Genomic DNA, 15,170 nt, shown 5'->3' on the forward strand with positions numbered 1-15,170 from the left:
CGAAGGCCGGAGCGTTGGAGGCTTGCGCCGCATATCCATCTCCAGCGCTCCGGCCTTCGCCGGAGCACGGGCTTCAGTCGCGCACCCATCTCGCAAAGATCGCCGTCGGCAGCAGCAGCCCGCGCGCCTCTTCGCGTACCGCCATCTCGCCGACCTCGACGCGCCCACCGAGATCGCCCAGCGCCTGTTCCAGCAGCGCCCCGATCGCCAGCGCCGACATGCGCACCGCATAGACCGTCAGCACCAGATATTTGGATCGCTCGTCGAGCAGCCGCCGACAATGCTGGATCAAGCCGGCGAGATGCTCCTCCAGCCGCCAGACCTCGCCGTCGGGGCCGCGCCCGAATTTGGGCGGATCGAGCAATATGCCGTCATAGCGCCGCTCGCGCCGCACCTCGCGCGCCGCGAACTTCACCGCATCGTCCACCATCCAGCGGATCGGGCGATCGGACATGTCGGAGAGGAAGGCGTTGTTCTTGCCCTGCTCGACCGATTTCTTGCTGGCATCGACATGCGTGACCTTGGCCCCCTTGCCCGCCAGCGCGAGGCTGCCGACGCCGGTGTAACCGAACAGGTTGAGCACCTCATCGTCCTCCCCCGTGCGATCGCGCATCCACGCCCATTGCGGCGCCATGTCGGGAAAAAAGGCGAGGTGGCGGAAGGGGGTGTTCTGCGCGGTGAAGCGCAGCTCCTCCCAGCGGACATGCCACCCGCCGCGCGAGACATCGCGGGAGAGCTGCCAGCGGCCGCCGCCATCCTCGTCCGAAGCCGGGATGAAATCGCCATCGGCTTCCCAGGAGAGCGACGCGGGCGCCCACATCGCCTGTGGCTCGGGCCGAATGAAGCGGAAGCGGCCGAAGCGTTCGAGCTTTCGCCCGTGACCGGAATCGATCAGGCCGTAATCGTCCCATGGTTCGGTGACGAGGGTGAGCAGGCTCATCCCCTCTCCCCCCGGGGGAGAGGGAGGGGCCCATCGCGCAGCGATGGGAGGGTGAGGGTGGGTGAGACAGAAAACGCTGGCGAGTGGTGATCTCGACTCACCCTCTCCCGACCGTCGCTACGCGACGGCCACCCTCTCCCCCGAGGGGAGAGGGTTTTCACGCCGCCGCCTTCATCTTGCCGCCCACGGTGGCGAGGGCCTCGCCCGATGCCAGCGCCTTCGCTCCGGCGGCACGCGCCTGCGCCACCGTCACCGCATCCAGCTCTGCCACCAGCTCGGCAGACACCAGCACCCGCCCATGGACCTGCAGCATCCGCGCGAGATGATCGGCGCGGGTGGCGACCGATTCGAGGCCCATCAGCAGCCCCGCCTTGGCCTGCGCCCGGGCGCGATCGAGTTCGGCCTGATCGAGCGTGTCGGCGGTGCGCGCCAGCACGTCGCGGATCAGCTTGAGCGCGGCGCCGCCATCGGTGCGCGCGGCCGCGCAATAGACGCCGAACAGCCCGGTCTCGGCGAAGGGCTGCGCCCATGAATAGATCGAATAAGCCAGGCCGCGTTCCTCGCGCAGCTCCTGGAACAGCCGCGAGGACATGCCCCCGCCCGCCGCCGACGAGAACAGCGACAAAGCATGGACGTCCGGATCACTGTGGCCCAGCCCCTCAAACGCCAGCGCGAGATGCAGCTGGTCGAAGCGGCGCAGATCATGGTGCGCGCCCGGCGCAAAGCTGGCGGAGGCATAGGCAGGCGCAGCGCCCGCCGCCATATCGCCGAAACGCGCCTCGACCTGCGCGAGCAAAGCCTCCGCATCGACCTTGCCCGCCGCCGCGATCACTAGGCCCTCCGGGCGGTATTGGTCCGCAATCCAACCCTTGAGCGCGGTCACGTCGATCGCCTTGATCGTCGGCTCGTGACCCAGCACCGGCTCGCCGAGCTGCTGGCCGGCGTAAGCCGTCGCCTGGAGATGATCGAAGATGATGTCGTCCGGCGTATCACGCGCCTCGCCCAGTTCGGCGAGCACGACATTCTTCTCGCGCTCCAGCTCATCGGCGTCGAAATGCGGGGCACGGATCAGATCCGCGATCACATCGAGCCCGAGCGCGAGATCATCGGCGAGTAGACGCGCCTGGAAGGCGGTATGATCGCGCGTCGTCCAGGCGTTGAGCGATCCGCCCTTGTCCTCGATATGCTCGGCGATCTGGCGCGCGTTGCGGGCGCCCGCGCCCTTGAACACCATATGCTCGACCATGTGGGCGAGCCCGGCGAGGCCTTCGGGTTCCGATCGCGCGCCGACGGCGGCGTAAAGCCCGACCGCGCAGGTTTCGACCCCCGCCATCGGCTCCACCGCGACGGTCAGGCCGTTAGCAAGGCGATGGACGTTGGCGGTCACGCCGGTACGGCCCGCTCGGCGATATAGGCTTCGATCACCTCAAGCGTGGCGGGCAGCGTGTCATAGCGCTCGGCTCGCGCGAACAGATCGCCGACGCGGCCGGGCAGCGGCGGACGCTGGCCGGTGGCGCGTTCCACCGCGTCGGGGAATTTGGCCGGGTGCGCGGTGGCGAGCGTGACGATCGGCACATCGGCGGGCACGTCAGCGCTCTTCGCGGCGGCAAGCGCGATCGCAGTGTGGGGATCGATCAGCTGGCCCGAACCCTGCCACGCCTCGCGCATCGCCAGCGCCATCCCGTCGGGATCGATGCGGGCGCTGGTCAAGAGATCGGCGATCCCGGCGCGCATATTGGCACCGATCGCCATCGTCTTGGTCGCCTCGAATCCCGTCATCGTCTGTTTGAGCGCCGCGCCGTCGCGGCCGTGGAGATCGAACAACAGCCGCTCGAAATTGGAAGAGACCTGAATATCCATCGAGGGCGCGGCGGTGGGCGTCACCGTGCCGACCGAATAATCGCCGGCGGAAAGCGCGCGGTGGAGAATATCGTTGACGTTGGTGGCGACGATCAGCCGGGCGATCGGCAGACCCATCTTCGCCGCGACATAGCCCGCGAACACGTCTCCGAAATTACCGGTCGGCACCGAGAAAGCGACTTCGCGCTCGGGCGCTCCGAGGCGGACGGCAGCATAGAAATAATAGACGACCTGCGCCATCAGCCGCGCCCAGTTGATCGAATTGACCGCCGAGAGGCTGAACCGGCCCGCGAAGCTCTGATCTGCGAACATCGCCTTCACCAGCGCCTGCGCATCATCGAAGCTGCCCTCGATCGCGATATTGTGGACGTTGGGCGCCAGCACCGTAGTCATCTGGCGGCGTTGCACCTCCGAAACGCGGCCGGCCGGGTGCAGCATGAAGATATCGACCTTGGCGCGCCCCGCCAGCGCATCGATCGCGGCCGAGCCGGTATCGCCCGAGGTGGCGCCGATCACGGTGAGGTGGGTGTCGCGGTTGGCGAGGAACCGCTCGAACAACAGCCCGACGAGCTGCAGCGCGACATCCTTGAAGGCCAGTGTCGGGCCGTGGAACAGTTCGAGCAGCCAATGGCGTTCATCGACCTGCGCGAGCGGCGTGACTGCGGCGTGGCTGAAGCGGCCGTAGGCGGCGGTGCAAAGCCCTTTCAGTTCTTCGCGGGAGAGCACACCTTCCACGAAGGGCGCCATCACCGCGACGGCGGTATCGACATAGGAAAGCCCGCGCAGCGCCGCGATCGCCTCGCGCGAAAGGCTCGGCCAGCTTTCGGGCACATAGAGACCGCCATCGGGCGCAAGGCCCGCGAGCGTGACACGTTCGAAATCAAGCGGTTCGCCCCCGCCCCTGGTGCTGCGATAAAGCATGGCGCCGGTTAGCGGTTCACGACCCGTTCGCCAATCCCCATCCCGTCACCCCGGACTTGTTCCGGGGTCCACCCAACAACAAGCTCCGGAGCTGAACGGATGGGTGGATGCCGGAACACGTCCGGCATGACGATCAAGGCTTGATAACGGAGCGCCTTCGCCGCCGTAGCGCGAGGAGATAGATCACCACCGCGGTCGCGGCGAAGAAGAACCATTGCACCGCGTAGCTGAGGTGATTGTTGGGGATCGCGGAAGGATCGGGCTGAGCGGTGGGCTGAAGGCCCGGCGCGGGCGCTTCGGCGACGATCATCGGCGAGGGCGCCGCCTCCTGCCCGAACAGGCGCACGATCAGTGCCTGGCCGGTGGGCGCCCATGTGATCCGGCCGGAGACCGCGCCACCTTTCCAATCGGGCGCGGCGGCGGTCTGCGAGGTGCCGACATCCACCGCGAGCCCCGGCCCCTCCGCCCCCGTCCCGCACAGCGCAATATGTCGCCATCCGGGAACGTCACGCGCGGTGCGCCCCGATTCGGCCTTCCAGCTCTTGACGATCGGGCAGGAGGCGGTGGCGCGGCGAAAGAGCTTGTCCTCGCCGATCGGCCAGAGCGACAGATAGGGCACGGGAGGCTGGTGGAGATTGGCGCCGTAGAGCGCGATCAGTGCCTCCTTCTCGTGGAGGCGGTGCAGCTGCCAGAAGCCCAGCCGCACCATCAATAACGCGGCGAGCGCGACGACGATCGTAGGGAGGATGGGGAGCTTCATGCGCCTTGCCGCTCCATCACCGCCCGTCCCGAGCGAAGTCGAGGGACGTGTCTCGACTTCGCTCGACATGAACGGATCTAGGTTCGTACCATCAGCCGTGGATCGGCGCGCCCCAGCCGCCCCAGACATAGATGGTGGCGAACAGGAACAGCCACACCACATCGACGAAGTGCCAGTACCAGGCCGCCGCTTCGAAGCCGAAATGCTGGCGGGGCGTGAACTCGCCCTTATAGGCGCGGACCAGGTTGACGATCAGGAAGATCGTTCCGACCAGCACGTGGAAGCCGTGGAAGCCCGTCGCCATGAAGAAGGCGGCGCCATAGTTCAGGCCTTTGAAGGCGAAGGGCGCATGGGCATATTCCCAGCCCTGGATGCCGGTGAAGGTCAGGCCGAGCAGGATCGTGCACCACAGGCCCTGGATCATGCCCTTGCGATCGCCGTGCAGCAGCGCGTGGTGCGCCCAGGTGACGGTGGTGCCCGAGCAGAGCAGGATCAGCGTGTTGAGCAGCGGGAAGGCGAAGGGATTGATCACCTCGATCCCCTTCGGCGGCCAGACGCCGCCGACCGCATCGACGGTGGAGGGGAAGAGCGAGAAATCGAAGAAGGCCCAGAACCAGCCAACGAAGAACATCACTTCGGACGCGATGAACAGGATCATGCCGTAGCGCAGGTGCAGGCTGACCACCGGCGTATGATCGCCGGCATGCGCTTCCTTGATCACCTGGCCCCACCAGCCGGCCATCACCGCCAGCACGCAGAGCACGCCGAACGCCCAGGCGAAGCCGCCGTAAGGGGCGGAGTGCATGTACATGATGGCGCCCGCCGCGAAGAACAGCCCCGCGAAGGCGCCCAGCAACGGCCAGGGGCTCGGCGGAAGAATGTGATAATCGTGGCTCTTGGCACCGGCCATGTTGGTCCCCGTCTCGGTCGTGTTTCAGCGTCCCTTAGCTTGCACTTTTCGGCGAAGCTACAGGGTAAAAAGTGTAGGAAAGCGTGATTTCGCTGATGTCGCTGGTGTCCGGATCCTTGGCGAAGCCCGGATCGACATAGAAGATCACCGGCATCCGCACGCGCTCGTGCGGGCGCAGCGTCTGCTCGGTAAAGCAGAAGCACTGGATCTTGACGAAATATTGGCCGACGTTGAGCGGGCTGACGTTGAACGCCGCCGATCCGGTGATGGTATGATCGGTATCATTGACCGCGGTGAAGAAGGCCATCTCGCGCGCGCCGACGGCAACGCGCTTCACGCGATCCTCGGGCTCGAACGTCCAGCCCATGCCAGGCTTCACATTGGCATCGAAGCGCACGTTGACCAGCTTGCCGACCACCGGGCCGGGGGCGACGGCATTGAGCCGTTCCTGCACGGTGCCGTTCCAGCCGGTCGCCTGGCAGAACATGCGATAGAGCGGCGCGCTGGCGAAGCCGACACCGACCATCGCGGCGGCGAACAGCGCGACCGCGATCCCGGTCCGCAGCTTGCCGCGCAGATGAAGGACGCGCGCCGCCATCAGTGCATCCGCACGACGGCGATCGCGAAGAACAGGATCACCATCGCGCCCAGCGCCAGCGCGGTCACCTTGGCGCGCGCCTTCTGGCGGCGGCGATATTCAGCCTCGAACTCCGGTGTCATACGAGCAGCATCCGATCGGCGACCAGCGCGCCGAACAGCACGAAGAGATAGAGGATGGAGAAACGGAACAGCCTGCGCTCGGGCTTCATCAGCGCCTGATCGCCCTGCTTGCTGAGGCCGACCTGCACGGCGAGGCCGACGAAAACGAGCGACAGGATCAGCGCGGTCAGGCCATATATCGCGCCGGTCAGCTTGAGCCCCCAGGGCAGCACCGCGACCACCGCCATCGGCAGCGCATAGGCGAAAACCTGGATGCGCGTCGTCCGGGCGCCCGCCACCACGGGCATCATCGGCACCCCGGCGGCGGCGTAATCGGTTTCGACAAAGAGCGCGAGCGCCCAGAAGTGCGGCGGCGTCCACAGGAAGACCATGAAGAACATCAGCACGGGCAGCAGATCGAGGCGTCCGCACGCCGCCGCCCAGCCGATCAGTGCGGGAAAGGCGCCCGCCGCGCCGCCGATGACGATATTCTGCGGCGTCCGGCGCTTCAGCCAGACGGTGTAGATCACGACGTAGAACAGGATCGATGCGGCAAGGATCGCCGCCGAAAGCAGATTCACCGCCAGCCCCATCAGCAGCACCGAAAAAACGCCGAGCCCGACGCCGAAGTGCAGCGCGGCCTGCCGGTCCATCCGCCCGGCGGGCAGCGGCCGCCGCGCGGTGCGCTTCATCTGCGCATCGAGATCGGCCTCATACCACATGTTGAGCGCACCACACGCCCCCGCCCCCAGCGCGATGCACAGGATCGCGGTGAAGCCGATCACGGGATGGATATGCACCGGCGCCGCCAGCATTCCGCACAGGCCGGTGAAGACGACGAGCGTCATCACCCGCGGCTTGGTCAAGGCGAGGAAATCCCGCCATTCGGCGGGGAGCGGCTGGGCGACGGTTAGGCTGGACATGATCGCGCCGCCCATAGGCGGTCAGGGCGATTGAGGGAAGCCGGGGAATCGGCGATCGATCGCCGCCGCGTCCAGGCCGCAATCTCCCGATTTTGCTTTCGGATCAGGCCTTTGCTAACAGAGCGGCCTGTTGTTTCTGGGGGAACAAACATGAAGCTGATTTTCGGGGCGGCGCTGCTCGGCGCCGTTATGTTCGTCGCGCCGGCCGCAAAGGCCGATCCGACACCGATCGGGGGCGGCTGCCCCGAAAACAATCCAAACTGCACGTCGCAGAAGCCGGCGTTGCCAGAGCCGCTGACCGTGAACGGCGCGTTCAACTATCATGACACCGGCAACGACAGCCAATATGGCAATTATGGCGTCATCGGATCGGCCAACGGCGCGCCCTATTGGGCCGATTTCACCAACGACGATAGCGCCCCGCACCAGGCAGTGACCGGGACGACCAGCTTCGGCAACGCCGATTCGGGGGTCTCGTTCGGATTCGTCTTGCCGGGCGGGGGCGATCCCAGGGTCACGGTCACGGCGCAGAAGACCATTTTCGGCGACACCGGCCTCAGCGCGGCGATCAGCTATGTATTCAAGCTCCATACCGACGATAGCGCGATGGCGACGCTGAACGCGCTGCTCGCGCAGGATTCGCACCTCACCACCGCATCGGGCAATCTGACGCTTTCCTATACCGGCTATGGCCAGGCACAGGCTGACGTCTTCACGGGCTTCGGGCTGAACGGAAATCAGCTGAACTTCTATTGCGCCAATTATCCCGATGCGGCGCAGGCCGGCTGCGGCGACAGCAGCTATCAGATCCCGATGATCTGGGTCGCGGGCGATACGTTCGAAGGCGGCGACGCGCACGATTTCTACAGCCAGATCGCGATCGGCGCCGGTGCCTATCTAACGCCGGGCTATGAAGGATCGGCCTATGCGATGATCGATCCGACGATCACCTTCTCGGATGCGTTCAACCAGGCGATCTCCAACCTGCCGGACGGCAGCATCACCTACAGCGTCGCCGGTCAGGACGCGCCGCTGGGCGAGGTGCCCGAGCCGGCGAGCTGGGCGATGATGGCGGCGGGCTTCGGACTGCTCGGCGGGATGCTGCGGCGCGGGCGGAGGATCGCCGTCCCGGCTTGAGCGCCGCTTGGGTGCTTGAGCCCGGCTTGAAGTGGGGCGGCGGCTGTGGTCCGAGTGGGGGATGACCACGCGCAGCCTCTTCGCCACCCGCTTCTACGAAGGCGATCTCGGCGATCCCGCTTTGCTCGCCGATCTGGAGGCGGCGGCGCTCGATCTGGCGCGGGAGGATCGGGCGGGGCGCGCCTGGTGCAAGGCGCATGCCTATCCGGGCTACACCTCTTATGCGTCGCTCAACGATCTGCCGATCCGCAACCCGGTGTTCGACGATCTCCGCCGCCTGCTCGACAAGCACGTCCGCTGCTTCGCCGCCGAGGCCTTCCTCGACCTCGGCGGTAGGAAGCCCAAGCTGGATAGCCTGTGGGTCAATGTGATGAAGGGCGCGGGCGGCCACCACAGCGGCCACATCCACCCGCACAGCATCGTCTCCGGCACGGTCTATGTCCGCGTGCCCGAAGGCGCGGCAGGCTTGAAACTCGAAGACCCGCGCCTGCCCCTGATGATGGCCGCCCCGCTGCGCCGCACCGATGCGCCCGAGGATGCGCGGACCTTCGTCACGGTCGAGCCGCAGCCGGGCAGCGTCTTCCTATGGGAAAGCTGGCTGCGGCATGAGGTGCCGGCAGGCCGCGCGAAAAGCGAGCGGATCAGCATCAGCTTCAATTACCGCTAGCTATTGGCTTACCAAAGTACGCCCCGCACCGGCTGCAATGGCTCGGGAGCGGGATCACCGAGCGCCTGGAGCAGATCGATCTCGATGGTGCGACACATCGCCGAAAGCGGCACATCGTGGGGGCCGTTGGCGAAGGGATCAACCAGATCGTCGGCGATGCGCAGGATGGTAAGGAACATCAGCCCGGCGATGGTGGATCCCGCCGGCGTCGCGCTGCCCAGCGTTTCGACGAGGCCGATCGGCAGCAGGAGACAGAACAGCCGCGTGAACAGCTCCGGGAAAAAGCGGTAGCCGTTGGGCAGCGGTGTGTTCTTCAGCCGCTCCATGCCCCCCTGCGCATTGGTGATATCGACCAAGGTCGATTCGAGCCGGACCTGCTGAATGCTGTCGATCAATCCTTCCCGTTCAGCGGCGGCGATACGGCGCGCGCTGCCATCCAGCAGTCCGTTGGCGATATTGGTGCGCGACAACCCTTCATCCGCTTCGTGCGCGGAAAGGAAGCGCAGCACCTCGGCGTCGGCGGGCTGCCGCCGCAGGCTGCACCGCAATGCATGGACATAGGCGATCTGGCGCAACACAAGGGTACGGGAGAGATCGATCCGGTTGGAATCGTCGCCATCGAGAAACGCCAGCGTCTGGCGAGCCAGGCTGCGAGAAGCGTTGATCATCGCGCCCCAGAGGATGCGTCCTTCCCACCACCGCTGATAGGCCGAATTATCCCGGACGCCGAGAACGAGCGCCAGCGCCGTGCCGAAGAGGGTGAGCGGAAGAGCCGGCGCCTTGAACGGCAGCGCAAAATAAAAAACGGTGACCGCAACATCCCAGAAGAACAGCAGGAGCAGGGTCAGCCAGACATCGCTGACGATCTGACGCAAGCGCGGCCTTCGTTCGATGATCATGCGGAGCCGAATAGCATAAGAGTTCGGTCACATGAAAACGGCGCGGCTGCCGATGCAGCCACGCCGCTATTCGGTATTGGCCGGATCAGTCGATCCGGGGCAGTTGCTCGAACTGGTGGTACGGCGGCGGGCTCGACAGCGTCCATTCCAGCGTCGTCGCGCCTTCGCCCCAGGGATTGTCGGGGGCCTTGGGGCCGGCGAACAGGCTGTAGAGCACGTTGACGAAGAAGATCAGCATGCTGAACGCCATGATCATATAGCCGTCGGTCGCGATCCGGTTCCAGTGCGCGAAGGCGTCCGGATAATCGGGGTAGCGGCGCGGCATGCCCTGCATGCCCAGGAAGTGCATCGGGAAGAACAGCACGTTCACGCCGATGAAGAAGATCCAGAAGTGCGCGACGCCCAGCCATTCGTTGTACATCCGGCCCGACATCTTCGGGAACCAGTAATAGAAGCCCGCGAACAGCGAGAAGACCGCGCCCAGCGACAGCACATAGTGGAAGTGCGCCACCACGTAATAATCGTCCTGGAAATAGGTATCGATGCCGCCGTTGGCGAGCAGCACGCCCGTCACGCCGCCGACGGTGAACATGAAGATGAAGCCGATCGCCCACAGCATCGGCGTCTTGAAGGAGAGCGAGCCTTCCCACATCGTCGCGATCCACGAGAAGATCTTGATGCCGGTCGGCACCGCGATCACCATCGTCGCGGCGGTGAAATACATCTTGGTGTTCACCGAAAGGCCGGTGGTGAACATGTGGTGCGCCCACACGATGAAGCCGACCACGCCGATCGCCACCATCGCATAGGCCATGCCGAGATAGCCGAAGATCGGCTTCTTCGAGAAGGTCGAGATGATGTGGCTGACCATGCCGAAGCCCGGCAGGATCATGATATACACCTCGGGGTGACCGAAGAACCAGAACAGATGCTGGTAGAGGATCGGATCGCCGCCGCCGCTGGCATCGAAGAAGGTCGTGCCGAAGTTGCGGTCCGTCAGCAGCATGGTGATCGCCGCGGCGAGCACCGGCAGCGCCAGCAGCAGCAGGAAGGCGGTGACCAGCACCGACCAGGCGAACAGCGGCATCTTATGCAGCGTCATACCCGGCGCGCGCATGTTGAGAATGGTGGTGATGAAGTTGATCGCGCCGAGGATCGAGCTCGCGCCCGCCAGATGGAGCGACAGGATCGCCATATCGACGGCAGGCCCAGGCGAACCGCTCGTCGAGAGCGGCGCATAGACCGTCCAGCCCGTGCCCGCGCCATCGGCAGTGCCGCCCGAGACGAATGTGGAGCCCAGCAGCAGCGAGAAACTCGGCACCAGCAGCCAGAAGCTGATGTTGTTCATGCGCGGAAAGGCCATGTCCGGCGCGCCGATCATGATCGGCACGAACCAGTTACCAAAGCCGCCGATCATCGCCGGCATGACCATGAAGAAGACCATGATCAGGCCGTGCGCGGTGATCAGCACGTTCCACAGATGATAGGCCTGATCGACGGTGCCCGGCCCGTGTAGGAATTCATACCATTTGCCGAGATACTGGATGCCCGGCTCGGCAAGCTCCATCCGCATCATGCCCGAGATCGTGCCGCCGATGATGCCGGCGATGATCGCGAAGATCAGATAGAGCGTGCCGATGTCCTTGTGATTGGTGGACATGAACCAGCGCGCGAAGAAGGCGGGTTTGTGATCGGCATCATGATGATGGTCATCATGGCCGTGCGCCTCGAAATGGCTGGGATGGGCGGCGATATCGGTCATTGGGTCTGAGCCTTAGTTCTGCGCAACGGCAGGCTGAGAGGTTTTGGCGGGCGCGGCGGTGGCGTTCACGGTCGGGCCGGTATCGGTCAGGCCGCCCGCGTTGGTCGGCTCGGGCTTGCCCGAACCGGCGACGGCCGGCGAGGCGTCGCTCGTCGCGTCGGGATTTTTGGCGCCGCCGGGGCCGGGCATGGTGCCGCCCTTGAACGCGACCCATTTCACGAAATCGGCCTTGGAGACGACTTCCACCGCGATCGGCATGAAGCCGTGGCGCGCGCCGCACAGTTCCGAACATTGGCCGAAATAGACACCGGGGCGATCGATCTTGAACCAGGTTTCGTTGAGGCGGCCGGGAACGGCGTCCATCTTGGTCCAGGCGGCGGGCAGTGCGAACGAGTGGATCACGTCGTTCGACGTGGTGATGATCTTCACCACCGCGCCCACGGGCACCACCATCCGCTCATCGACCGCGAGCAGGCGGGGGCCGTCCTTGTCGGTACGGAACTGCTTGCCCTTGGCGGCATCCTTCTGCTCGGGCAGCATGTTCGAGACGACCTCGAAATCGCCGTTATCGGGATACTGATAGGTCCAATACCATTGATTGCCGATCACCTTGACGGTGAGATCCGCCTTGGGCGTGTCATACTGATGCGCGATCAGCCGGATCGAGGGCACCGCGATGCAGATCAGCACCAGCACCGGCGCCAGCGTCCAGATCACCTCGATCAGCGTGTTGTGGTGTGTGCGCGAGGGCGTTGGGTTGCGCGCGGCGCGATAGCGGATGATCACCCAGATCAGCAGCACCAGCACGAGCAGCGAGATGATCGCCATCATCGGTACGAGGATCGTGTTGTGAAACCACACCGCCTCCTTGCCGATCGCAGTTTCCTGCGGCTGAATCGAGATCTTGTCGGTCGGCATGCCGATGCCGGGCGTGGGCGCGACATGGACGATGTCCGGCGCCTTGGCGGCAAGGGGCGCGGCGTTGGTGGCCGGCGCATCCGTCGCGGCGGCGGAAGCCGTGGGCGCCGAAGTCTGGGCGGTGGCGGGGATCGCTCCGCACAGACCGGCCAAGGCCGCGGCGGCGATTGTAAGACCCCGGATCGTCTTGAGCACTCTCGTCTTTCCCCCGAATGGGCGCCCCTGGCGTTGGGCAAGCACAGGCGGTCCAGGCACGGCCCGCCAGCGGTTCGGGCCGTCTCAACACCGGATCGTCCGGAAATGCAAGCTGTTGAAGGGGGCTGACCGCCCGTCTATCGCGGCTTTTGGTGACGAAGCGGCGAACGGAGGGCGGGCCCATGACCGAAGACGAGGTTTTGGCCGAATTCCGCGCGGCGGACGCGCTGCTGGAGGGGCATTTCATCCTCTCATCCGGGCTGCGCAGCCCGCGTTACCTGCAATGCGCGCGTGTGCTGATGAACCCGCGCCGCGCCTCGCGGCTGGCCGAGGCGCTGGCGGGGCGCCTGCCCAATGATCTGAAGCAGGGCCTCAAGGCAGTGGTCTCGCCGGCGATGGGCGGCGTGATCTGCGGACATGAGATGGGCCGCGCTTTGGGCATCGACGCGATGTTCGTCGAGCGGCCGACCGGCACCTTCGAACTGCGGCGCGGATTCGCGCTGGAGCCCGGCACGCCGGTGCTGCTGATGGAGGATGTCGTCACCACGGGGCTTTCATCGCGCGAGGCGATCAAGGCGGTGGAAGAGGCGGGCGGCAAGGTTATCGCCGCCGCCGCGCTGGTCGATCGCTCCAACGGCACCGCCGATCTCGGCGTCCCCTTTTTCCAGCTGATTCGGCTGGACGTGCCGACCTATGCGGCTGACGCGCTGCCGCCGGAGCTGGCAGCGATTCCCGCGATCAAACCGGGCAGCAGGGCAAAGCCATGATCGTCGCCGCGCTCGCCCTGACCGCCGCGCAGATCGACGCGGTGGCGACACGCGCCGGCCTGGCGGGCGAAGTGCTGGTGGCCAAGGGCGATGCGGTGCTGATCGACAAGGGCTATGGCACGATCGCGCCCGGCGGCCCCGCACGCCACCGCGCCGGCGCGCGCTGGCGGCTGGCCTCGATCACCAAACAGATTACCGCGGCGATGCTGATCCGGAAGGCCCGCGCGGGCGGGATCGCGCTCGACGCGCCGCTTGGGCCGGTGCTCCATCAAGACGCGCTCGGCGCTTTGACGGCGCGCCAATTGCTCCAGCATCATAGCGGCCTGGCCAATCCCGACGAGACACGGGCGGGCGCCGACGGCGTTCCCGCTTTCTATAAGGCGGCCACGCCGAATTATCCTTATTGCTTCAGCAAACCGGCGGCCCCCGGCTCTCCCTTCAGCTATAACAATTGCGATTATCTGATCGCATCGAAACTGTTGGGCGGGAGTAAGGATCAGGGACGGCGCTGGCCGGCGGGGATGGCCATGGCGAAATCCGGCGAAATGGGGGTGCCGGGCTATGTCGGCGGCAAGCCCGAGCCGCATTACGAACTCGCGAGCTTCGGCGCGGCCGGCGGATTGATGGGCACGGCAAAGGCCGTGTTCGCCTTCGACCGCGGCCTGATGACGCACCGCACGATCGATGCCGCCGGCCTGGCCGAGCTTTGGAAGTCCGAAGGCGGCCGCAGCTATCAGGCGGTCGGCCAGTGGGTGTTTCCCGGCCAGCTCAAGGGCTGTGCCGCGCCCAAGCGCATCGTGCAGCGCGATGGCGAGATCGGCGGGGTGCAGACGCGCAATTATATCCTGCCCGATGACGATCTGGTGGTGGTGGTGTTCACCAACCGCAGCTCGGACGATTTCCCGATCGGCGAGATCTGGCAGGGCAAGGGCTTCGCCTACGATCTGCTTTCGGCGGTGGCCTGCGGATGACCGGCAAGCTTCGCCTCGGCGTGAACATCGATCATGTCGCCACCGTGCGCAACGCGCGCGGCGGGCCGACCCCCGATCCCTTGCGCGCCGCGCAGATCGCGCAGGCCGCAGGCGCGGACGGCATCACCGCGCATCTGCGCGAGGATCGTCGCCACATCATGGATGCCGATATCGCGCATCTGATCGGCGGCATCGCGCTGCCCCTCAATCTGGAGATGGCGGCGACCGAGGAGATGGTGGCGATCGCGCTCCAGCATCATCCCCACGCCGCCTGCATCGTGCCCGAACGGCGCGAAGAGGTGACCACCGAAGGCGGGCTCGATGCCGAGGGCCAGCACAATCGCCTCAAGCCGCTGATCGCGCGGCTTTCGGATGCAGGCATCCGCGTCAGCCTGTTCATCGAGCCCGATCCGCGCCAGATCGAGGCGGCGCTGCAGCTCGGCGCGCCCGTAGTCGAATTCCACACCGGGGCCTACGCCCATGCCGAGGGGGAGGCGCAGGCCGAACAGCTCCGCCGCATCGCCGATGCCGCTGCGCTTGCCGCCAAGAACGGAATCGAGCCGCATGCGGGCCATGGCCTGACCTATGACAATGTCGCGCCCATCGCGGCGATCCCGCAGCTCGCCGAACTCAATATCGGCCATTTCCTGATCGGCGAGGCGATCTTCGTTGGGCTGGAGGCGAGCGTGCGGCGGATGCGCGAGCTGATGGACGCGGCGCGATGATCCTCCCCGGCACGAAAAGGTGGCAGGCCGTAGGCCTGACGGAGGGGGCTCTCGTCCGGGTGCGGCGCTGGTGGAGAGCCCCCTTCGGCGGTCCCCCTCCCCGTGCCGGGGAGGAT

General features: G+C 65.9%; 16 protein-coding genes. 5 read left to right on the forward strand and 11 right to left on the reverse strand.

Features of this window, described 5'->3' with window-relative positions; translation table 11 throughout:
- Positions 1–73: 73 nt before the first annotated feature.
- From FHS31_RS11140 to FHS31_RS11170, 8 genes are all read right to left on the reverse strand, one after another.
- Positions 74–940: a class I SAM-dependent methyltransferase gene (locus tag FHS31_RS11140; protein WP_167073499.1), complete on the reverse strand. Its 867-nt coding sequence runs from the start codon at positions 938–940 to the stop codon at positions 74–76.
- A 157-nt stretch (positions 941–1,097) separates the two neighbouring features.
- The gene (locus FHS31_RS11145; protein ID WP_167073501.1) at positions 1,098–2,327 is read right to left on the reverse strand and encodes an insulinase family protein; all 1,230 of its coding nucleotides are present in this window, start codon (positions 2,325–2,327) and stop codon (positions 1,098–1,100) included.
- The gene (gene thrC / locus FHS31_RS11150; RefSeq protein WP_167073503.1) at positions 2,324–3,721 is read right to left on the reverse strand and encodes a threonine synthase; all 1,398 of its coding nucleotides are present in this window, start codon (positions 3,719–3,721) and stop codon (positions 2,324–2,326) included. The genes FHS31_RS11145 and thrC overlap by 4 nt, the downstream gene beginning before the upstream one ends.
- 133 nt (positions 3,722–3,854) lie before the next feature.
- Positions 3,855–4,481: an SURF1 family protein gene (locus tag FHS31_RS11155; protein WP_167073505.1), complete on the reverse strand. Its 627-nt coding sequence runs from the start codon at positions 4,479–4,481 to the stop codon at positions 3,855–3,857.
- Between the two features lie 91 nt (positions 4,482–4,572).
- A complete protein-coding gene (locus FHS31_RS11160; protein WP_167073507.1) occupies positions 4,573–5,391 on the reverse strand; it encodes a cytochrome c oxidase subunit 3 in 819 nt (272 codons plus the stop codon).
- Between the two features lie 34 nt (positions 5,392–5,425).
- Positions 5,426–5,989, reverse strand: a complete 564-nt coding sequence (locus FHS31_RS11165; RefSeq protein WP_167073509.1) for a cytochrome c oxidase assembly protein — start codon at positions 5,987–5,989, stop codon at positions 5,426–5,428.
- A complete protein-coding gene (locus tag FHS31_RS16615) occupies positions 5,989–6,111 on the reverse strand; it encodes a hypothetical protein (RefSeq protein WP_279587899.1) in 123 nt (40 codons plus the stop codon). Before FHS31_RS16615 ends, FHS31_RS11165 begins: the two co-directional genes overlap by 1 nt.
- Positions 6,108–7,013, reverse strand: a complete 906-nt coding sequence (locus FHS31_RS11170; protein ID WP_243843418.1) for a heme o synthase — start codon at positions 7,011–7,013, stop codon at positions 6,108–6,110. Before FHS31_RS11170 ends, FHS31_RS16615 begins: the two co-directional genes overlap by 4 nt.
- Positions 7,014–7,163: 150 nt before the next feature.
- Between FHS31_RS11170 and FHS31_RS16440 the strand changes: the two genes are divergently transcribed.
- A complete protein-coding gene (locus FHS31_RS16440) occupies positions 7,164–8,150 on the forward strand; it encodes a PEPxxWA-CTERM sorting domain-containing protein (RefSeq protein ID WP_243843419.1) in 987 nt (328 codons plus the stop codon).
- Positions 8,151–8,211: 61 nt separating this feature from the next.
- On the forward strand, positions 8,212–8,817 hold the full coding sequence (locus FHS31_RS11180) for a TIGR02466 family protein (RefSeq protein ID WP_167073513.1): 606 nt from the start codon (positions 8,212–8,214) through the stop codon (positions 8,815–8,817).
- Positions 8,818–8,825: 8 nt separating this feature from the next.
- Here the strand turns inward: FHS31_RS11180 and FHS31_RS11185 are convergent, their stop codons facing one another.
- The 3 genes from FHS31_RS11185 to coxB all read right to left on the reverse strand — a co-directional run bounded on the left by FHS31_RS11185 (position 8,826) and on the right by coxB (position 12,591).
- Positions 8,826–9,716 carry a bestrophin family protein gene (locus FHS31_RS11185; RefSeq protein WP_167073515.1) on the reverse strand — a complete coding sequence of 297 codons (891 nt, stop codon included), beginning with the start codon at positions 9,714–9,716 and terminating at the stop codon, positions 8,826–8,828.
- Between the two features lie 85 nt (positions 9,717–9,801).
- Positions 9,802–11,478: a cytochrome c oxidase subunit I gene (gene ctaD, locus FHS31_RS11190; RefSeq protein ID WP_167073517.1), complete on the reverse strand. Its 1,677-nt coding sequence runs from the start codon at positions 11,476–11,478 to the stop codon at positions 9,802–9,804.
- A gap of 12 nt (positions 11,479–11,490) precedes the next feature.
- Positions 11,491–12,591: a cytochrome c oxidase subunit II gene (coxB, locus tag FHS31_RS11195; RefSeq protein ID WP_341786343.1), complete on the reverse strand. Its 1,101-nt coding sequence runs from the start codon at positions 12,589–12,591 to the stop codon at positions 11,491–11,493.
- A 182-nt stretch (positions 12,592–12,773) separates the two neighbouring features.
- On the opposite strand from coxB, the gene pyrE reads away from it, so the two are divergent.
- Genes pyrE through FHS31_RS11210 form a run of 3 tightly spaced genes read left to right on the forward strand, consistent with a single transcriptional unit; the run spans position 12,774 to position 15,054 of the window.
- Positions 12,774–13,358 (forward strand): orotate phosphoribosyltransferase, encoded by a 585-nt coding sequence (gene pyrE / locus FHS31_RS11200; RefSeq protein ID WP_167073519.1) that lies wholly within the window; start codon positions 12,774–12,776, stop codon positions 13,356–13,358.
- Positions 13,355–14,329, forward strand: a complete 975-nt coding sequence (locus FHS31_RS11205; RefSeq protein WP_167073521.1) for a serine hydrolase domain-containing protein — start codon at positions 13,355–13,357, stop codon at positions 14,327–14,329. The genes pyrE and FHS31_RS11205 overlap by 4 nt, the downstream gene beginning before the upstream one ends.
- Positions 14,326–15,054: a pyridoxine 5'-phosphate synthase gene (locus FHS31_RS11210; RefSeq protein WP_167073523.1), complete on the forward strand. Its 729-nt coding sequence runs from the start codon at positions 14,326–14,328 to the stop codon at positions 15,052–15,054. Before FHS31_RS11205 ends, FHS31_RS11210 begins: the two co-directional genes overlap by 4 nt.
- The last annotated feature ends 116 nt before the right edge of the window (positions 15,055–15,170 follow it).

The organism is Sphingomonas vulcanisoli (genome assembly GCF_011761305.1).
Classification (GTDB): Bacteria; Pseudomonadota; Alphaproteobacteria; order Sphingomonadales; family Sphingomonadaceae; genus Sphingomonas_I; species Sphingomonas_I vulcanisoli.